21 protein-coding genes are annotated in these 18,996 nt (G+C 54.3%); 11 read left to right on the top strand and 10 right to left on the bottom strand.

The window, feature by feature from the left end; all coding sequences use genetic code 11:
* Positions 1-113: 113 nt before the first annotated feature.
* The 5 genes from KEHDKFFH_RS14350 to KEHDKFFH_RS14330 form a co-directional block, all read right to left on the bottom strand.
* Entirely contained in the window at positions 114-470 is a 357-nt protein-coding gene (locus tag KEHDKFFH_RS14350; RefSeq protein ID WP_104322531.1) for a hypothetical protein, read from the bottom strand.
* Positions 471-941: 471 nt separating this feature from the next.
* Positions 942-1,547 (bottom strand): LysE family translocator, encoded by a 606-nt coding sequence (locus KEHDKFFH_RS14345; protein ID WP_104322530.1) that lies wholly within the window; start codon positions 1,545-1,547, stop codon positions 942-944.
* Positions 1,548-1,602: 55 nt separating this feature from the next.
* Positions 1,603-2,496: a dihydrodipicolinate synthase family protein gene (locus KEHDKFFH_RS14340; RefSeq protein ID WP_104322529.1), complete on the bottom strand. Its 894-nt coding sequence runs from the start codon at positions 2,494-2,496 to the stop codon at positions 1,603-1,605.
* 453 nt (positions 2,497-2,949) lie between these two features.
* Positions 2,950-3,492, bottom strand: a complete 543-nt coding sequence (locus KEHDKFFH_RS14335) for a cysteine hydrolase family protein (RefSeq protein ID WP_104322528.1) — start codon at positions 3,490-3,492, stop codon at positions 2,950-2,952.
* A gap of 43 nt (positions 3,493-3,535) precedes the next feature.
* Positions 3,536-4,414 (bottom strand): MBL fold metallo-hydrolase, encoded by an 879-nt coding sequence (locus KEHDKFFH_RS14330; RefSeq protein ID WP_104322527.1) that lies wholly within the window; start codon positions 4,412-4,414, stop codon positions 3,536-3,538.
* A gap of 144 nt (positions 4,415-4,558) precedes the next feature.
* On the opposite strand from KEHDKFFH_RS14330, the gene KEHDKFFH_RS14325 reads away from it, so the two are divergent.
* A complete protein-coding gene (locus KEHDKFFH_RS14325) occupies positions 4,559-5,512 on the top strand; it encodes a GlxA family transcriptional regulator (RefSeq protein WP_104322526.1) in 954 nt (317 codons plus the stop codon).
* A gap of 236 nt (positions 5,513-5,748) precedes the next feature.
* On the opposite strand, the gene KEHDKFFH_RS14320 is transcribed toward KEHDKFFH_RS14325, so the two are convergent.
* Positions 5,749-6,306: an MSMEG_1061 family FMN-dependent PPOX-type flavoprotein gene (locus KEHDKFFH_RS14320; RefSeq protein WP_104322525.1), complete on the bottom strand. Its 558-nt coding sequence runs from the start codon at positions 6,304-6,306 to the stop codon at positions 5,749-5,751.
* Positions 6,307-6,452: 146 nt separating this feature from the next.
* Here KEHDKFFH_RS14320 and KEHDKFFH_RS14315 point away from each other — a divergent pair, with 146 nt between their 5' ends.
* The 5 genes from KEHDKFFH_RS14315 (at position 6,453) to KEHDKFFH_RS14295 (ending at position 12,596) form a co-directional block, all read left to right on the top strand.
* The gene (locus tag KEHDKFFH_RS14315; RefSeq protein WP_241956517.1) at positions 6,453-7,391 is read left to right on the top strand and encodes an iron-siderophore ABC transporter substrate-binding protein; all 939 of its coding nucleotides are present in this window, start codon (positions 6,453-6,455) and stop codon (positions 7,389-7,391) included.
* The gene (locus KEHDKFFH_RS14310; RefSeq protein ID WP_104322523.1) at positions 7,388-8,428 is read left to right on the top strand and encodes a FecCD family ABC transporter permease; all 1,041 of its coding nucleotides are present in this window, start codon (positions 7,388-7,390) and stop codon (positions 8,426-8,428) included. Before KEHDKFFH_RS14315 ends, KEHDKFFH_RS14310 begins: the two co-directional genes overlap by 4 nt.
* Complete coding sequence (locus tag KEHDKFFH_RS14305) at positions 8,428-9,468, top strand: FecCD family ABC transporter permease (protein WP_104322539.1); 1,041 nt, start codon at positions 8,428-8,430, stop codon at positions 9,466-9,468. The genes KEHDKFFH_RS14310 and KEHDKFFH_RS14305 overlap by 1 nt, the downstream gene beginning before the upstream one ends.
* Positions 9,465-10,292 (top strand): ABC transporter ATP-binding protein, encoded by an 828-nt coding sequence (locus KEHDKFFH_RS14300; protein ID WP_104322522.1) that lies wholly within the window; start codon positions 9,465-9,467, stop codon positions 10,290-10,292. The genes KEHDKFFH_RS14305 and KEHDKFFH_RS14300 overlap by 4 nt, the downstream gene beginning before the upstream one ends.
* Before the next feature lie 267 nt (positions 10,293-10,559).
* Positions 10,560-12,596 (top strand): TonB-dependent siderophore receptor, encoded by a 2,037-nt coding sequence (locus tag KEHDKFFH_RS14295; protein WP_198412787.1) that lies wholly within the window; start codon positions 10,560-10,562, stop codon positions 12,594-12,596.
* A gap of 188 nt (positions 12,597-12,784) precedes the next feature.
* On the opposite strand, the gene KEHDKFFH_RS14290 is transcribed toward KEHDKFFH_RS14295, so the two are convergent.
* A complete protein-coding gene (locus tag KEHDKFFH_RS14290; RefSeq protein ID WP_104322520.1) occupies positions 12,785-13,276 on the bottom strand; it encodes a winged helix-turn-helix transcriptional regulator in 492 nt (163 codons plus the stop codon).
* A 100-nt stretch (positions 13,277-13,376) separates the two neighbouring features.
* Here KEHDKFFH_RS14290 and KEHDKFFH_RS14285 point away from each other — a divergent pair, with 100 nt between their 5' ends.
* The 4 genes from KEHDKFFH_RS14285 (at position 13,377) to KEHDKFFH_RS20590 (ending at position 15,783) form a co-directional block, all read left to right on the top strand.
* The gene (locus tag KEHDKFFH_RS14285; protein ID WP_104322519.1) at positions 13,377-14,117 is read left to right on the top strand and encodes an SDR family oxidoreductase; all 741 of its coding nucleotides are present in this window, start codon (positions 13,377-13,379) and stop codon (positions 14,115-14,117) included.
* 13 nt (positions 14,118-14,130) lie between these two features.
* Positions 14,131-14,715: a 2-hydroxychromene-2-carboxylate isomerase gene (locus KEHDKFFH_RS14280; protein WP_104322518.1), complete on the top strand. Its 585-nt coding sequence runs from the start codon at positions 14,131-14,133 to the stop codon at positions 14,713-14,715.
* A 351-nt stretch (positions 14,716-15,066) separates the two neighbouring features.
* Positions 15,067-15,519 (top strand): PaaI family thioesterase, encoded by a 453-nt coding sequence (locus tag KEHDKFFH_RS14275; RefSeq protein WP_104322517.1) that lies wholly within the window; start codon positions 15,067-15,069, stop codon positions 15,517-15,519.
* A gap of 105 nt (positions 15,520-15,624) precedes the next feature.
* Positions 15,625-15,783, top strand: a complete 159-nt coding sequence (locus tag KEHDKFFH_RS20590) for a hypothetical protein (RefSeq protein WP_422385695.1) — start codon at positions 15,625-15,627, stop codon at positions 15,781-15,783.
* On the opposite strand, the gene KEHDKFFH_RS20240 is transcribed toward KEHDKFFH_RS20590, so the two are convergent.
* The gene (locus KEHDKFFH_RS20240) at positions 15,713-15,931 is read right to left on the bottom strand and encodes a hypothetical protein (protein ID WP_192875790.1); all 219 of its coding nucleotides are present in this window, start codon (positions 15,929-15,931) and stop codon (positions 15,713-15,715) included. The two genes, KEHDKFFH_RS20590 and KEHDKFFH_RS20240, sit on opposite strands and share 71 nt — an antisense overlap.
* Before the next feature lie 86 nt (positions 15,932-16,017).
* The gene (locus KEHDKFFH_RS14265; protein WP_104322538.1) at positions 16,018-16,911 is read right to left on the bottom strand and encodes a LysR family transcriptional regulator; all 894 of its coding nucleotides are present in this window, start codon (positions 16,909-16,911) and stop codon (positions 16,018-16,020) included.
* A gap of 182 nt (positions 16,912-17,093) precedes the next feature.
* Here KEHDKFFH_RS14265 and KEHDKFFH_RS14260 point away from each other — a divergent pair, with 182 nt between their 5' ends.
* Positions 17,094-18,083 (top strand): zinc-dependent alcohol dehydrogenase family protein, encoded by a 990-nt coding sequence (locus KEHDKFFH_RS14260; RefSeq protein ID WP_104322516.1) that lies wholly within the window; start codon positions 17,094-17,096, stop codon positions 18,081-18,083.
* A gap of 408 nt (positions 18,084-18,491) precedes the next feature.
* Here the strand turns inward: KEHDKFFH_RS14260 and KEHDKFFH_RS14255 are convergent, their stop codons facing one another.
* Positions 18,492-18,986, bottom strand: a complete 495-nt coding sequence (locus KEHDKFFH_RS14255) for a Mov34/MPN/PAD-1 family protein (protein WP_146084217.1) — start codon at positions 18,984-18,986, stop codon at positions 18,492-18,494.
* Between the last annotated feature and the right edge of the window lie 10 nt (positions 18,987-18,996).

The raw sequence follows: 18,996 nt of genomic DNA, 5'->3' as shown, positions 1-18,996 counted from the left end.
GTCCTTGGCCAGCTCGGCGGCCATAGCTTTAAGTTTTTCTTGGTCCAATTGCGTACCCACGATGGTATCCTTTTGAAAAGATTACTCAGTCGTGGGCAGTTACACAATTTGGTTTACAGCCTCACGTCAGAAAACTGGACCGTCAAATATAAGCGATTATTTGAAATTCTCATATCATTCCAAGCTGTATATTCATTCAACATCATCGGGAGGTTTGATATGAACTCAGCCTCGATTCTGTTCTCCAACTCTCGCTTGAATGCAGCTTCCTGCTGTTGCGACCAGCTTTGTATTTCTCTTTTTAGCATTTTTCGGGCTTCAGGATTGGCAAGTGCATTATACATTGCCTCCTCTTTTCTGACTGGCTGCGCTGAGCCCTCTTGTGGGGCCGAAATGAGCACGGCACCGATTAGGATCAAAACACCTCTAAATATTGTTCTGTATCGAAATCGTGCGTTCTCTTCACTCACTTCGATTTCCCTCAGCTTTCTCAAAAAGTTTGGGGGCATACTTTGATATTAGAAAGCTCACTATTAGCACTGCGATAAATCCCGCAGCGCCAATATCAACCCGGCCGCCTTGGGTAACCAACGCAAAGATTAAGAAGAGTGCGACGATAAAAATTAGTACTTGTTTCATAGAAAACGTCCGGGGAGTACTGAAGGCATTGTGGCGAATTGGCAGTTTAAGGTTGGCATCGCTCCTCATAATATAGTTCGCGTGAGAGATCTTTGCACAGGCGACTTTGTAAACATCCCTGTTTCAGTTGCACTGCTGATTCGCGTTTTCGGCGCGCTGGCGCTTTGCCAGGTATTCCTATGGTGCCAAGCGCCATAGTCGATCCTAGGCGGGCGAATGTTCGCTTTTGTTTAGCTGAGTTCGGAGTGTGCTCTGGTCGCAAAGCGGACATTCAGATCAAAGGCCGAAGGGCCCGCTTTGAGTTATGTTGATTTGGAAGCCAACACACCAGCTGCACCCAAATAGAACGACGCAACGATCTTATTGGCCCATTCGCTCCTCCGCAAATGCTTGCCCAGCTTGGATGCTCCCACTATGTAGGTCGCGTATATGGAAAAAGAAATCGCCATTGCGACTGTCATCAATGCTAACGCTTGAGAGATATAAGTGCCGGAAGACGTGATGAATAGCGGGTAGATCATCAGACTCGCCAACAGTGCTTTAGGATTTGTCAGTGAGACTGCCATTGCGCTTAGCATCATTTTGCTTACGGTCATTGTCTGAGAGGAAACGGTTACAATATTTACCCCGGACCTGAACGCCTGTAGGGCGAGATACACCAGATAAGCAACCCCACACCACTTCAGCAATACCAGTGCACCTGCACAGCGTTGTATCAGTACGCCCAGTCCGGATAACACGAGTATCCCGTGGACGCAGGTTGCAAGCATAAAACCCACTGCGACTGCCAGCGACTTTCGTGCGCCATACCTAAGGGACTGTCCTACGGCAAATGCAGCGTTCGGCCCAGGCAGAGCCAGGATTGACGCGAAGGTTGTAGCGAAAGTGATTAAAAGTCCCCAATCCACTCAAAACCCTCCGCTTTTACCCCGTTGTATTGACCGTCGTGGAGCGCCATTTGCCTCATGATAAATCCAGTTCATCAATCAAGTTAGCGAGTCGTCGACGCCCCTCTTTATCCAGGGTTTTGAGCGGCAGCGGTAAACACGGGGGCTCGGCAAGTCCCTGCAATTCTGCAGCAGCCGCAACAACCCGCAAGCTTCCTCCAGATTCGTTGAACAATTCCCATAAGGGCTGTAATCGTTTCGATAAACGTGTCGCTTCCTGCGCGTTCCCGGCCTGAGCTGCGCGGGTAATCGCAAGTGCTGTAGCGGGAAACACGCCCCCGATCACTGAGTACCAGGCGTCACATCCGGCATTCAGACCGGTCGCGGCGAAGGCATCTCCGCTTACCCCCAAATTGACATTTGATGGAATGCGTGCTCGAAGCGCTTCAACCCGCGACCTTGCTTCAGTCGGGTCCTCAGGCACTCCGGGAATCTTAATGGACGCCACGTTCGGAAGATGCGCGATTTGTCCGTGAAGCTCGTCGCTGAAAATAAACTGAGTAGTGCCGGGATTGTCGTAAACACAAAGCGGGACCGACAGTGCGTGCGTTACGGTTTTATAGAGCCCGAAAACTTCGTCTGGAAGCAGTTTCTGATAGGACATTGGCGCCAGCAGTACCCCGGAGGCACCAGCTACCTCGGCATCCTCGGCCAGCGTAAGTACATCGCGCGTACGCAGCGCACCGATACCTACCATCACAGGGACATCCCCTGCGTGTTCAATGGCAAGTCTTACGACACGTGCACGCCCGTCCATGGTCAGATAGGCATAGTTTCCAGTCGAGCCCAACACGCCTATTGAATCAACGTTGGCAGTAACGAGCTGTTCGATCAATCGAACAAATGCCGCCTCGTCTATACCTTGCTCACTCATAGGGGTTAAAGGAAATGCGCTGAGGCCCGAAAACATGATGAATCCTCCGAAATCATGGAACAGACGGATGTCTTACCCTTTAAAGCCAGCCTATCAGAACAGAGGCCGATTAGTGCCCATATGCTAATTCAAATGCCGCTTGCCAGAGACTGGACTACCAACGACTTACAGGCCTGGCTGGCGATTGAGTGTCATTCGACGAAAAATCTTTCCCATGAGGAGCAATGATAGGCATCCCAGATTGTCATCCTGAAGGTGCGCTACAAACTCAGATCGCTCTGAGTGGTTGGCATGTTTCGCCAAATCCAGAAAGCACTGGTGGTCGCGAAGCGAACGTGCAGATTTTTGGAATCTGCACTCAACAAATGAGGTCGTCCAGCAATAGATCCGGGCCGAACGATACCACTGAAACGACCGGCTGAAATGTTTCTAGCCGGTCGGCCTCAGTTTACGATAGCAACCACCCGACAGACCCGAAGAGCAGGATCTTCACAGGTAATCCCGGGTGGACTGGACACTCGCATAGGCAAATCCAAGAGCCGCCATAGCCGTGGCATGAACCTGGGCCGCAGGCACGGTCATACCGTTGAACTCCAGATCCATCGTGGCGCAGGCATCTTCCAGCACAGTAACCTTGTAGCCAAAGTCTGCAGCCGCGCGGCTGGTGGCTTCGATGCACATGTGGCTCATGGCACCGATCACCACCACTTCCTCAATATTGCTGGAATCCAGCAGCTCTTTCAGGTTGGTTTTCAGGAATGAGTTGGGATAATTCTTCAGAATAACCGGCTCATCGCCTTTCGGTGCCACGGATTCGTGGATGTTGATGCCGTCTGAACCCGGCGTGAACACAGGCGCGTTCGGGTCCGGGAACTCGTGGTGGACATGCACCAGTAGGTCTTTGTTCTGACGCGCTGCGTCTATCACTTGTGCAGCCTTGGAGGCAGCCTGTTCAATGTTCACCAGCGGCAGTTTGCCGGAGGCAAAGTACTCATTCTGGATATCGACAACAATAACGGCTCGCTTGCTCATCAGACTACTCCTCAATTTGGTCACATGTTTCTGGTGTGTAGGTTTAGAAAGAAAGAATCTCACCATCCGCCGGTATCAAAACCTGTCGGGCAATACCCTCGTTCTCGACGAACTCTGCCAGATCTTCGCGGCTCAGGGTCATATGGTTCACCGCTTCCATATGCACGGCGACAATGTCTGCATCCGGTAACGCGCGGTTTACTCGCAGGGTATCTTCTTTGCCCATGATGATCGGGTCGCCCTCAAAGCCGGTGAATTCTGCTGCACCGGCATTCAGCACAACAACATCTGGCTCGAAGCGCTCCAGCGACTGCACCACTTCATCACGCCATACGGTATCGCCTACCACGTAGGTGGTTTCCTGCCCCTCGGCCTCAAAAACCACGCCCATGATTTCACCCAGCGCCTTGGCCAGCTCAGGAATGGCATAGAGGGTATCGGAGCCGTGCTGCCCGCCGGTTTTGTGGAGTGTCACGCCGCCAAACTCAGCCTGACCATCCAGAATGCGCACATCCTTGAAGCCCTGCAAACGGATCATCTCGGCATCCGCCGCGTTCTGCACAAACAAGGGAAGGTCTTTCGGCAACAGCTTTTGCGCAGCATCGTCCCAGTGGTCCAGGTGGGTGTGGGTCACAATCACCGCATCAGTACCCTCGATGACCTCCTCTGCCGTTATGGGTAAGCCCACCCGCGGGTTGCGCAGCTCACTTCGATAAGTGTTCTGAAAGCCCGGGTAAGCCCCTTGATCCGCCAGCATAGGGTCGATCAGAAAAGTTGTTTCTCCGTAGCTGACCTTGATGGTGGCATTACGGATTTGCTGTATCTGGTGGCTGGATGCCTGAGTGCCAGGTTCCGCGAAAGCAGCGCCAGTAAAAACGGTCGAAGCCAGCACCAGAGCGCCAGCAAAGGTTTTAATCAACATGGTATTCATCCTCCAATAGAGTGTTCGTTGATGGAATAAGTCTACGGAGATCTGATCACCAGCAATATTGACCTGAAAGACAATGATCGAAAGAATTGGGCCAAGCAGTTATCATCAGGTTAAATGAACCTCAGGAGTGACATCGTGGCACTACCTAGAGTCGGCCTTATCCTTCACCCACAATTCAGCCCCTTCCATTTCTCCGTGCCCTACATGGTGTTCAGCATTGCCCTGCCCGAAGGCCCGTTGTTCGAGTTGCTGCTTATCACCCCGGACGGAAAGCCCCTGGCATCCGAGCGGGCCATGACCGTGCAGCCGGATGGTGGGCTGGAACTATTGGATGCGGTTGATATTGCGTTGGTACCCGGCTGGCATGATTTGAACGAAGCACCACCCCCTGAGTTGTCTGAAGCTCTTTTCCGCCGCCATGAGCGCGGTGCTCATGTGGTGGGCCTTTGCTACGGCACCTATGCATTGGCCTATGCGGGGTTGCTGGATAACAAACGGGCCTCAACCCACTGGTTGGCGGAGCAGGACTTCCTAAAGCGGTTTCCACAGGTGAATCTGGATACCAACGCGCTCTATGTGGAGGATGACCGGCTGGTCACCTCCGCTGGCACAGCGGCGGGGCTGGATTGCTGCCTGTTTCTGGTGCGGGAGTATTACGGTGCCAAGACCGCCAATACCCTTGCCCGCCTTATGGTGGTTCCGCCGCACCGGGAAGGCGGCCAGGCCCAGTTCATCGAACAGCCGGTCGCGATGTCCACCCAAGACGCGCACATCAACCGGCTGCTGGATTACCTGCGGGGACATCTGGCCGAAAACCACACAATCGGTGATCTGGCTGCCCGCACCAATATGAGCCGGCGAACCTTCACCCGCCACTTTCAGAAGGCAACGGGCATGACGGTGATGGAGTGGTTGGTGGGTGAACGGCTTCGACAAGGTCGGGAACTGCTGGAAACCACGTCACTGTCTGTGGAAGCTATCTCGGAAAGAATCGGGTTCCATACCGCAACTTCGTTCCGGCAGCATTTCAAGCAGCGTCACCACGTGAGCCCCCGGGACTGGCGCAGGACCTTCGGAGATGTGGCCTGATAATCCAGTCACCAGTTCAGCGATGTTACACTGAAGGGGAGCGACTAATGTCCGCTTTTGTTTAGCCGCAGTCTCAACTATGGCTCATATCCTTCCTGGTACGAGTTCGTTGAGAAAAGCGGTTACTGGCGACAAAAAAACAAGCGGATATCGTCCGTGTGGTTACCGCTGGAATTTGAAAATCTGTACTTCACACAGTTATCCAGTGTTTGGGAAATCAAGGAGTTGTCAATCCGTTACTCCGAGCCAACCTGGCTTTTAACGATCTCAGCTAGAGATGGGAGAAAAGAGCGTTCCACCCGATAGTCGTCCTCCCACAGCTTCCCAACAGTGAGCGCTTTCGGGCAGTGAAAGAAGACGCTTTCAATACAGACTTTGATAACCACCTTGGGTGCTTTTTCGCCGTCCGGGCACAGCCGGAAAAGTTCCTCATCCCGGTGAATACTCGCGCGCCCCTTGACTCGCACAACTTCATTTACGCCATTGACCATAAATAGCAGGCCCACTCCGGGATTACAGAGAATGTTCCTTAGGCTGTCCACCCGATTGTTGCCAGCGCCATCCGGGATAAGGAGTGTGCGATCGTCTGCCACTTTTATAAAACCTGGTACACCGCCTTTCGGGGATATGTCTGTGAAGCCATCGGAATCGATGGATGACAACAGGGCGAATGCGCTGTGTTCAATAAACCGGGTAGTGTAGGTGTCTAGAGTCGGCCTGACTTTTTGTCTGACAATATCCCGCGGTTGAGAATACACCTCATTCAACTGTTCTATCGACCGAATTTCACTCATAATGCGCCACTCTATTTGAGAAAAAGAGTCGTTTACATTAAGTTTCGAATCCCGTCAACCAATTCTGACCGATTACTATGCTAACCATCGCCCGATTCGTCCCGAGTTCTGTGCCGTTTTTGCTTTTCGTTTTGCTGCTCTTTCCCGTGTCGGGTTTTCCCCGCGACACTGGCCAATCCTTCCCGATTCGCATCGAACACGCGTTTGGTACCACCGTGATTAATGAAACGCCCGAACGCGTTGCCACGGTTGCCTGGGCCAACCATGAAGTACCGCTTGCTCTGGGAATCGTACCGGTTGGCTTTGCGTCGGCCGGATTCGGGGATGACGATGGTGATGGCGTGCTGCCCTGGGTCAGTGCACGGTTAAGGGAGTTGGGCGCGGAGACGCCAGTGCTCTTTGACGAAGGCGACGGCATTGATTTTGAAGCGGTCGCGGCAACCCGGCCTGACGTCATTCTTGCAGCCTACTCGGGGCTGAGTCAGGCGGATTACGACACACTCAGCCTCATTGCGCCGGTCGTCGCATATCCCGACTCACCGTGGTCAACAGGCTGGCGTGAGATGATCCGCATAAACAGTACTGGGCTGGGAATGGCTGCCGAAGGCGATGCTCTGATCGCAAGACTTGAGGCGCAGATCGCTGACAGCGTTGCGGAGTATCCCGAAATCCGGGGAAAGTCAGCCATGTTCATCACCCATCTTGACCCCACCGATCTAAGTATCATGCGTTTTTACTCGGCGAACGACACGCGGGTGAGTTTCTTTGAGGATCTCGGGATGCACACGCCGGACAGCGTCAAGCAGGTAACCGGTCAAGGCCAATATTCCGGTGAGGTCAGTATCGAGAAAATCGACTTATTCAACGATGTCGATATCTTTGTGACCTACGGCAGTGAACAACTTCTTGGACCCCTGAGGTCCAATCCGCTGACGTCGCGGATGCCTGCCATCAAGAGCGGAGCCATCGTTGTACTGGGCCGTGGGCCGGTTGCCACAGCCGCCAATCCGACTCCCCTGTCTATTCCCTGGGTGCTTGACGATTATGTCGCGGCGTTGGCAGAAGCTGCCCGCAAGTCTGAATGATGGGGCAGCCAGAATCCAAGAGCGGATTATCTGCGATTTACCGCAACAACCTTGTGAAATCCGCGTGGCTGGTTGCACTGGTCCTGCTTCTTGCAACACTTTGCCTTCTGTCTATCTCAGTTGGTACGCGCCAGGTGCCTTGGCAAGACGTTTTTACTGCTGTGCAGGGCCAGATTAACAGTGTTGATCAGGCGGCCGTGGCCATGCGGATTCCGCGTACCGTCCTGTCGGTTATTGCCGGCAGCGCATTAGGTCTTGCCGGAGCGGTCATGCAGGGCGTGACCCGTAATCCGTTAGCCGATCCCGGCATCCTGGGTGTGAATATCGGCGCCTCGCTGGCGGTAGTCATCGGCCTGGCCTGGTTTGGCATGAGTGTGGCGTATGCGTACGTCTGGACGGCCATCCTGGGTGCCGGTCTGACGGCTGTCTTTGTCTACACCATCGGATCGATGGGGCGTGGTGGGGCAACCCCGCTCAAACTTGCGCTGGCGGGGGCTGCGACGTCGGTTGCTTTGTCCAGCTTCACCATTGCAGTAGTTTTGCCCAGAAACGACATCGCCGGTGGAGTGAGATCCTGGCAAATCGGTGGGGTCGGCGGTGCGACCTTTGACACGATCCAGTTAGTCCTCCCGTTTCTGGCAGTGGGTTTTGTGATCAGCCTGCTATCAAGCCGAAAACTGAATACCCTGGCCCTCGGGGACGATCTGGCGGTGGGCCTGGGTGAAAAGGTTGCGCTGGCCCGGGGGATGGCGGGGCTGGGTGCGATCCTGTTGTGTGGCGCAACAACGGCGGCCTGCGGACCAATTGGCTTTGTCGGGCTTGTCGTGCCGCATCTGTGTCGCCTGTTGGTGGGTGTGGATCACCGCTGGCTGCTTCCATTTTCCGCGCTCAGTGGCGCCAGTCTGTTGCTGCTCGCCGATGTGGCCGGACGCCTCCTTGCCCGACCGAGTGAGCTTGAGGTCGGCGTGGTCACGGCCTTCATTGGCGCGCCTTTCTTTATCTGGATTGTCCGGCGGCAGAGGGTGCGAGAGCTATGATGGCAGGCGATAACCGAATCCTCAGCCAGGTCCAGGCGGGACGGCAGCGCCGAGCCCGAACCTGGTATAGCATCGTCGCCGTATTCGCATTGATTGTGATCGCCGTCGTTGCCCTGACACTGATGCTGGGCCAGTCCTTTACACCACCCCAGGATGTGCTGCGCGTTTTGATGGGAGAGAAGGTCCCCGGCGCCAGCTTTACGGTTGAGCATTTGCGTCTGCCCCGGGCGGTTTTGTCGGTGCTGGTGGGTATGAGTTTTGGGCTGGGTGGCGTGGCCTTCCAGATCATGCTGCGTAATCCGTTGGCAAGCCCGGATATTATAGGTGTCAGTTCCGGCGCAAGTGCCGCCGCCGTTTTTGCCATAGTAGTTCTGCAGATGAACGGTGCGGCGGTGTCGGTGTTTGCAGTGATTGCTGGGCTCGGAGTTGCTCTGCTGGTTTATGGGCTTTCCTTCAAGAACGGCGTGGCAGGCACACGACTCATCCTCATCGGCATTGGCGTAGCCGCGATGATCGAAAGTTTCATCGCTTATATCCTGGCCCGCGCTCCTGAATGGGATTTGCAGGAAGCCATGCGCTGGCTGACCGGCAGCGTCAACGCGGCGCAACTGGAACAAGCTGTGCCCGTGCTGGTGGCGCTCCTGTCTTTTGGTGGCATTTTGCTATCCCGGGGGCGCGACCTTGAAGCCCTTCGCATGGGTAATGACGCGGCTTCGGCGCTCGGTGTCCGGGTCAACCTGACTCGCATCACCATTATGGTTTGTGCAGTTGGCATGATTGCCGTTGCAACCGCAGTGACCGGCCCCATCGCTTTTGTCGCCTTTCTCTCAGGGCCAATCGCAGCGCGTATTGTCGGCACGAACGGGTCGCTTCTGATTCCTTCCGCACTGATCGGCGCGGCCCTGGTCCTGATCGGCGATTACATCGGGCAGTTCCTGTTGCCAAGCCGGTATCCGGTCGGTGTAATCACCGGCGCCCTCGGCGCCCCCTATCTGATCTATCTGATTATCCGGGTGAACCGAAAAGGAGGCTCACTGTGACCGACACACATCGTCTGATTGTTGAAAACCTGTCCGCCGGTTACGGCGATCGCACGATTCTCGATGGGCTTGATCTGGCCATTGTTCCCGGCCGCATCACCTCGATTGTCGGAGCCAATGCCTGTGGCAAGTCGACGCTACTGCGAACCATGTCCCGATTGTTGGCGCCCAGCAGGGGGCAAGTCTTGCTAGATGGTAAATCCGTGCATCAGTGCCCGACCCGCGAACTGGCCCGCACGCTGGGCCTGTTACCGCAGTCACCGGTGACCCCTGAAGGAATCACCGTTGCCGATCTGGTCAGCCGTGGTCGCCACCCTCATCACGGACTGATGTCTCGCTGGAGCCCGCGTGACGACGAAGCCGTAGCCAATGCGTTGGAAGTGACGAAAACCGCTGATCTGGCCGACAGGGAAGTGGATGAGCTCTCGGGCGGACAACGGCAGCGGGTCTGGATCGCGATGGCGCTGGCACAAGAAACGGATGTGTTGCTGCTGGATGAGCCAACCACTTTTCTGGATGTCAGCCATCAGGTGGAGGTGCTGGATCTGCTCACAGATCTGAACCACCGACGCAGTATCACCATCATTATGGTCCTTCATGATCTCAATCTGGCCGCGCGTTATTCCGACCACCTCGTTGCAATGGCAAAAGGACGATTGTATGCCCATGGTCAACCCGAGGATGTCCTCAATGAAGAGACCATTCTTTCCGTTTTTGGCCTGCGGAGCCAGGTTGTCCGGGATCCGATTTCGGGTTCACCCATGATGTTGCCAATTGGACGCCATCGGTTGGCGGAGGGTCGACCGGAATCTCATAAGGTCTGAGTCCATCAGGACGGCATTCACGCCAGATCTGCGCATAGTAAAATAAATGAGTTAGATTCGCATTGACATCAAGATTCTGCCAACAGAGAATATAAAATTCTTGTAACAACAACTCGTAACAAGAATAAGACGGCGAGTGGCTGAGACTTCTAACCATCAAGGATGTCAAATATGACTCATAGCAAGACCCCGGCTGGTGCGTCCCGCAAAGGGTGGCAGCGCGCAGCCGCCGCCTTTGTGTGCTGCGGCCCTCTGGTCGTTTTTCCAATGAGCGCGAATGCGCAAGATGAAAGTAATAAGACCAGTGAAGAGGAGGTGTTCCGGCTCACCCCTCTGATTGTAAATGCTCAGGCTCCCGCCGATGACGACGCCAACAGTGTTGTTGCGCAGGAACTCTGGGTGGGCGGTAAAGTGGCCACCAGCCTCCTTGATACGCCCGCTTCTGTCTCAGTCATTACAGAGAAAGAAATCGAGCAACGGAACGCGACGACCACTGAGGAAGTGTTGCAATACTCACCGGGGATAGTTACCGACTTTTACGGGACGGACGACCGTAATGATTATTTCAAGATTCGCGGGTTTCAGGCGACGACCTATCGTGACGGCCTGACACTTGGCTCCATGCGCGGCGTCCGCGAAGAGCCGTACGCCTATGAGCGAGTTGAAGTCCTGCGCGGCGCCAATTCTACACTGTTCGGCCCGGCAGACCCGGGCGGGTCGGTAAACTTCGTGAGCAAGCAGCCAAAGTTTGAGCGTTTCGGCGAAGGTTACGTGCGGTACGGCTCGTTTGATCATAAAGAGGCCGGCCTTGATACCGGGGGCGCTCTCAATGATCGCGAAACGCTTGCCTATCGCTTCACCGGTAAGGTCAAGGACAGCGAACGCGAGTACGATTATTCCAAAGATGACGACCAGTTTGTGATGGGTGGCCTGACCTGGGAGCCGACAGCCTATACATCGGCTACGCTGATCGTCGATTATCTGAACCGCGACAATACGCCGAACAGTGGTGGCTATCCTCTGGACCGGGAATACGATCGCAGCAGTTTCTTCGGTGAACCCAGCTTCAACTACCATGACGTGGAGCGCACCAGCGTGACCACACTCCTCACGCATGATTTCAACAATGGGCTGACCCTTCGGGGCAACCTGCGTTACAGTGATCTGAGTGACGACTTCGGTTACGTCTATCTGACGGACTTCGCCGGGCGAACAGGTACGGTTGTTGAGCGGGATTATTTCGGAACCAACAGCCAGGCCCGAGAGTTGATTGGTAATGCCATTGTGCAATACGACGCCCGTTTCGATCGTGTCGACAGCAGCACGTTGGTCGGTGTCGAATATCGCGATGCGTCAAGCGAGGACAGTTCGTTTTACGGAAATGCGAGTTCGATCGATGTGGCGAACCCTGTCTATAGCGGCGGCCCGAGCAACCTTAACGTCTACAGCGACAATGAGCAGGACTACAAGACCAAATCGGTCTTTCTGACACAGAACCTGGCGTTTTACGACCGCTATATCGTGACCGCCGGGCTTCGTAACGATTCACTGGACTTGTCCAGCACAAACATGAGCGGACTCACCGAATCAGACGACTTCTCAGAAACTTCGGCTCGGGGCGCATTGACCTTCAAAGTCAACGATGAGTTTTCGACCTACGTGAGCGTGGTTGAATCCGTTGCGCCGCCTTCGATCGGAGTGAAGCCTGAGCGCGGTGAACAGTATGAGCTGGGCGTGAAGTATTCTCCCATTGCTATCAACGCCCTCTTCTCAGCGGCCGTGTACGACTTGACCAAAAAGGATGTCAGCATCCGGGTTGTCCAATCTGATGGAACCATCGAAAGTGAAACCATTGGCGAGTCCCGGGTGCGTGGCCTGGATCTGGAAGCTAGGGCTGAGCTGACCGACAACTTGGATCTGACGGGCGGGTATTCCTATATGGATTCAGAGGTTGTTCGCAGTAATCCGCTAAGGGACGGCACGGTTATTGAAGGCAACGAATTCGCTGTCGCGCCGCAACATACGGCCTCACTCTGGAGTTACTATACCCTGGCGGACATGGGTATGAGCTTTGGGCTGGGCGCCCGGTATATCGGCTCCTATTACTTCAATGCCGCCAACACAGCCAAAAGTGAGGCTGCCACGCTCTTTGACGCAGCCTTCGCCTATCAGCTCGCAAAAGCGACCGAGCTTTCTGTAAACGTCAGCAATCTGCTTGACGAGCAGCACGTCGTCGGTTCTGGCACTGCTGATTATTACAATCCTGGCCGGAAAATCACTGCAACTCTGAGTTATAACTGGTAAGTAAAGATATCCCGAGTAACTCTAAGACGCAGCGCTTGTCCTTCGGTTACTCGGGATTCCGAAGGGTCGCAAAGCGGACAGTTAGGCGGATAGACCAACAGTTCCCTGGAGAAATTGAGCTTTATCCAATTGAGCTCTAACCCAGTAAATGTGAGGTTCCCCGAAAATACCAACGAAACCCGTCATGATTAGCAACAGTCTTTTTCAGGTATCAACTCACTCGAACGATCCTGCCACCCGGAGCCCACCTCAACCCGGATATCCCGTGCAGTCACCGGCTCGCCGCAACAGGAACACACAGTCACAGGCTGCATAAACTGACCACACTGCTTGTGCACGTGGACGATCGGCGCCCCGCGCTCATCTGCCATATGCTGGTCACCCCAATGAACCAACGCCATGACAACTGGGTGAAGTGCCAGCCCTTTCTCTGTTAGCCGGTATTCTTCCCGAACCGGTTTCTGCTGATAGGGAGTCTTGTACAGAACACCGTGCTCCACCAACTTCTTCAGGCGGTCTGCCAGCACATGGCGGGTAATACCCAGGCGTTTTTCAAGGTCATCGAAACGCCGCACACCCAGAAAGCAATCCCGCAGTATCACCAGGGTCCATCGGTCTCCAACCACGGACAGGGCTCGGGCCAACGAACATGGCTGTTTGTCCAGATCATCCCACTTCATAGCACTCACCTCCTCCATACGCCCGGGAAGAATAACTTGACAGGTTCCAAAAAGGAACTCAACCTATTCAGGTTCCAAAAAAGAACCCAGGAGAAGCGGCATGAACGAATCACAAAAGAGGCCCCCCGTAGCGGTCGTTATTGGTGCTGGCGATGCAACCGGCGGGGCCATTGCCCAGCGGTTTGCCCGGGAAGGTTATATCACCGTGGTTACACGCCGTCACCGGGAAGCACTGGACTCGCTGTTGGAGTCTATCGAAGCCGAGGGTGGGCAGGCTCACGGGTTTGGATGCGACGCCCGTGACGAAGATGCCATGGTTGAGCTGTTCAAGCATGTAGAGCAACAGATTGGCAACATTGAAGTCATGGTCTTCAACATCGGCGCCAATGTCCGTTATTCGATCACGGAGACTACCGAACGTGTATACAGGAAGGTCTGGGAAATGGCCGCTCTAGCCGGGTTTCTGGCCGGCCGAGAGGCCGCCAAAGCCATGCTGCCAAGAAACAAAGGCACCATCATTTTCACCGGCGCAACCGCTTCACTTCGCGGAGGCAGCGGTTTCAGCGCATTTTCAGGGGCCAAATTCGCCCTGCGCGCACTGGGACAGAGTATGGCCAGAGAACTTGGCCCTAAAGGCATTCACGTTGCCCACCCGATTATCGACGGTGCAATTGATACTGACTTCATCCGGGACAATTTCCCCGACATGTACGCCCGAAAGGAGCAGGACGGCATACTCAATCCCGAGCACATCGCAGAACAGTACTGGCAAATCCACTGCCAGCCCCGGGACGCCTGGACGCACGAGCTGGACCTGCGCCCCTGGATGGAAACTTTCTGAGAAGGACAAAATCATGAGCAAAACCATTGACGTATACTTCGACGTTGGCAGCCCTGCCAGCTACCTTGCCTGGACACAGTTGCCTGCTCTGGCAGACCGGCACAACGCCACGATCAACTGGAAGCCCATGCTTTTGGGCGGTGTATTCAAGGCGACTGGCAATCAGTCCCCGATGACTATTCCCGCCAAAGGGCGATACACAGCGGTGGATTTTGATCGCTTCGCCAAAGCATACGACGTCCGGTTTGAGTTCAATCCACACTTCCCGATCAATACCCTCCAACTGATGCGTGGAGCTACCTGTTACCTCCATAGCCCACGATTTCAGGACTACCTCTCCATCATCTTTGCCGCTCTCTGGGTGAACAAGAAGAATCTTAACGACCCGGAGGTTGTGTCTGAGGTGCTCAGTGATGCGGAGTTTGATCCATCCGAAGTGCTGACCCTCTGGAATAACCCGGAGGTGAAGGAACGCCTTAAGCAGACAACAGAGGAAGCGGTTTCTCGGGGCGTTTTTGGCGCACCTACCTGCTTTGTTGAGAACGAAATGTTCTTTGGTCAGGATCGGTTGGACTGGGTGGAAAAAGCCCTCCAGTAGCAGTCAGACACTGAAAAGGAAGGGTTAATGCGCGCCAGTTTTGAGCTTGTGAACTAAAATTTCGCGCGCAATCTTCTGCCGCGGGCCACGAGCGCCGACAGATCCGTGCACTTTCATGAAGGCATTCGTTATCGATCTCTACAAGAGAGCGACGACTCGATTCGCCCGATGTTCGATCGAACGTTTCTTTTCGCTTGGACCAAAGAGGCTTTCAACTGTGTCGAATCCGGTCACGCCAAAGGAAAGTTGTCATCAGCATGTTTTTAAGTCGCCTTTGTTGGAAACGCGCAGCATTCTGTTGCTCAAGCGCGTTAACAAATAGGCCTTTCATTGATTCAGGAGAGCGGTTCTATGAACGTAAATAATATCCATCCCAAGCTTAGCGGGCTCGAACAACTCCAGGCAATGCTGGCTAACGGGAACGGCGCCCCGATTGGCGAAACACTCAAGTTCCGTCTTGTCGAAGTTGATGACGGCCACGCTGTTTTCGAAGCCGAACCGGGCCCTCATGCCTATAACCCCATCGGCAGCATACACGGCGGATTTGCCGCAACGTTGCTCGACAGCGCTTGTGGCTGTGCCGTCCACTCAAAACTCAGAGCTGACCAGATTTACACGACCCTGGAACTTAAAACCGCCTACCACCGTGGCATGACGACCGAAACCGGTACGGTGCGAGCCATCGGATCCGTGGTCACGATGGGCCGGCGCACCGCCTTCGCGGAGGCGCGTCTTGTTGATGGCAATGACCGACTTCTGGCGTCCGCAACGTCGACCCTGCTCGTCATGGATCGCCAATCCTGAAATCTGGTTGTTGCCTGGAGTTGAACCGACACATGGAGAACCGACGGTATGAGAGATATAAAGTAATGGGCCCTCATCACAGGCACCTCAAGTGGTCTCGGCAAGGTGTTTGCCCAGGAATACGCGAAGAAAGGTGATAACCTTGTTTTAACGGCTCGGCGAATTGACGCCCTGAAAAAGCTGGCTGATGAGCTCAGCACATCGCATCGAATGTCACGTCGAGCCAGCGGATCTCACCACCGTTGGTGCGGCGGCCAAGCTTAAGAAAAACGCTTGGCGCCATCCCAATCAATGTCGACGTCCTGATCAACACCGTCTCCGTCTGCAATCGCACGCAGATCTGTTTTGGCCTCGCCAGATAATTCACCGTCATCGCCAGCGGAATCCACTTGCCATTGCCGGGGATGAACACATCCTCATCACTCCAACCATCGCTACGAATGTTCGCTTTTGTTTAGCCGAGTCGACCGCCCCAAGGAGAATCAAGCCAGATCAATATCATTTATTTCGATCTCCGAATGTCACTACGGAGAAATCCAGGAAGCTGCGTAGTTTAGGAGTCATCCGGCGGTCTGGGGTGTATAAAATGTGCAACGGCGACGCAGGCACAGAATATTGACCAAGTAGCCTCACAAGAGTCCCATTTCTCAGCGCCTCCCCGACTAATTCTAGTGGCTGCAGAATAACACCTAGTCCAGCTACGGCGGCCGCCAGTAAGGGGTCACCCTGATTAATGGTTAATCGGCTTGTAATTGGTACATCTATCCGTCCCTCAGGACCGTCAAAACTCCAGCTCGAACGACCATCGGAGTAGCCGAAGCCGAGGCATTCATGTTGCTGGAGATCCCATGGTGTGTTGATCGGGGGCCACCTCTCCAGATAGGACGGAGCGGCGCACAGAACGAGCTGATAGGGCACCAACGGAATTGCCTTTAGGCCACTGTCTTGCAGCACACCGATCCGAAACACGGCATCGTAACCGTCATCAACCACGTCGACCAGTTCGTTCGACAGTGTCAGGTCCAGTGACACCTGTGGGTATTTGACCATGTACTCAAGAAGACGCGGGGACAGGGCATGATTGCCAAAGGTGACGGGGGCGTTGATCCGCAAGCGGCCGCTGGGTGCACCACGGGCCTCAGCAGCTAAGCTCTCTGCAGCTTGCATATCTGCCAGGATCATCTTTGCGCGCTGGTAAAATGTCCGGCCGAAATCGGTGAGACTCTGCCTACGTGTCGTGCGATTCAGCAGAGAGACTCCCAGGTGCTGCTCAAGCATCTTCACCTGCTTGCCAACCAGTTGGGGGGACATTTTGAGGTCGTCAGCAGCGGCACTGAAAGATCCCAACTCCACGGCTTTGACAAACGTAGCCATTTGAGAGAGGCGATCCATTATAAAACCCATGTTTCTAATCTTGAGCCAACATAGGGCTTTATCCATTGCCTGGCAACCTCTAAATTGTCACTTGCATTATGAGAGCGTACGGAACCAGTGACGAATATATGAGAAATATTCTCACCACACTGCCCGATGTACCCTCTTGCCTGGCCTTAACGACGAAAGAGGTAACCTCAATGGCACGAATTGTAAGAATCCATGAATACGGTGACGCTAGCGTCCTCAAGTTGGAAGAATTGGACGTACATGCACCGGCAGCAGACGAGATCCAAATTGGTGTTAAAGCCATTGGCTTGAACCGCGCCGAAGTGATGTTTCGTAATCACGCTTACCTGCAAGAGGCCGACTTTCCAAGTCGTCTTGGCTACGAGGCCGCAGGCCTTGTAACGGCCGTTGGTAGCGAGGTAACGGATATCAAGGTGGGAGATTCCGTCGCCTTGATTCCCCCACTGGATATTGCCCGTTGGGGTACATACGGCGAATTGGCCAATGTGCCGGCTCACCTTGTGGTCAAGAACCCAGCGAACCTGTCCTTCGAAGAGGCCGCTGCATCCTGGATGCAGTACGTTACGGCCTGGGGCGCCCTTATTGAGCAGGCGCAACTGCAGGAAGGCGACTTTGTTCTGGTCACTGCCGCTTCCAGTAGCGTCGGCCTTGCTGCCTTCCAGATGGCTCGCATGGTCGGCGCTACACCAATAGCGATTACCCGCACTCGTGCAAAGAAACAAGCGCTTCTGGATGCTGGAGCAACTCATGTCATTGTCAGCGATGAAGAAGATATCGTAGAGCAAGTCATGGCGTTAACTAACGGGCAAGGTGCCCGCGTAGTATTCGATCCTGTTGGTGGCCCAGCTTTCGAGCCACTCACACAGAGCATGGCCCGAAGCGGCATTCTTCTGCAATATGGTGCGCTGAGCACCGAGCCAACCCCGTTCCCACTGTTTACCGTTTTGGGGAAGAGCCTGACTCTCAAGGGCTACCTTTATGCAGAAATCGTTGCAGACCCTGAAGCTCTCGCGCGAGGCAAAGCATTTATTCTAGAGGGTTTGAAATCTGGAGCTCTCCGTCCACTCATCGCAAAAACGTTTGCGCTGGACGAGATACAGGAAGCACATAGGTTTCTGGAAGCCAATCAGCAGATTGGAAAAATTGTAGTGACTGTTTGATCATTAAAATTGAGGCTGGCACCCGCTCCTAGCGAATGAGCGAGCTTTCAAGGCGAGGGCTGGGTGACCAGCGTCAAAGACCAGACCAGACAAGACGATGAACATGAAAAATGGCTGTAAGTGGGTGGCTCTGAAATGTTCGCTTTATTCCCAGGGATACGGGACAGTCGCAGAGCGAACATTCAGACCGAGCGATAACGCCGACGTATAGCGGTTTGGACTTCCCCTGTGGCGCTCATTCTAAGTCTCGACCCGATTGGCAGGGGTGTCGAATACTGAAAGAAGACTCGCCTATGAGCTGGATTCCACCGAATACCGGTGCTCTGGCGCTAGCAATTGGGGTAACTGCCATCGCTTCCGGCTCTAATCACTGCGGGCTAAGTGTGTCAAATATTTTCGCGTAGGTAATCACTTGAAGAAGCGAGGTTTCAGCGTTCTGCTTTTTCTCATAATCCTGAACACATTGGGACTCCAGGCGTGAATGTAAGCACCGTAATCGGCTGCTTCAATCTCTCCGCCAATGATCAGCATGAGAGAAAGGAATCCGAGATGATCAGACCGCCTGGCATTACGATAGAGGGTCACTTTATCCAAGACGCTTGGGAGACAAGAGCCATTCGGGTGTGTGTGCCAATCACCAATGTAATACTCATGGCCACCGGTTTGATAATAATGCCTTTTGGCCTCGTTGATATGGTGATCATCATCGGGCGTGAAGCGGTACCGGCCGTGTTCCGCAAATTTACCAGGTCCTGCTGCCGCGGTTATCACCCAATAACGTATATTATTGTTTTCATTGGTGTACCCCAGCAGGATTCCACCGGTTTCCAAGGGAAATACTTCCGTCCGATACCGTAGCAGGTCTGCTCGAACTGACTCCTGGATCCAGACCGTTTCGGTCACGTATCCGCCA

Source organism: Marinobacter maroccanus (genome assembly GCF_002933275.1).
Lineage (GTDB): Bacteria > Pseudomonadota > Gammaproteobacteria > Pseudomonadales > Oleiphilaceae > Marinobacter > Marinobacter maroccanus.
This window is presented reverse-complemented; position numbering and strand designations above follow the sequence as displayed.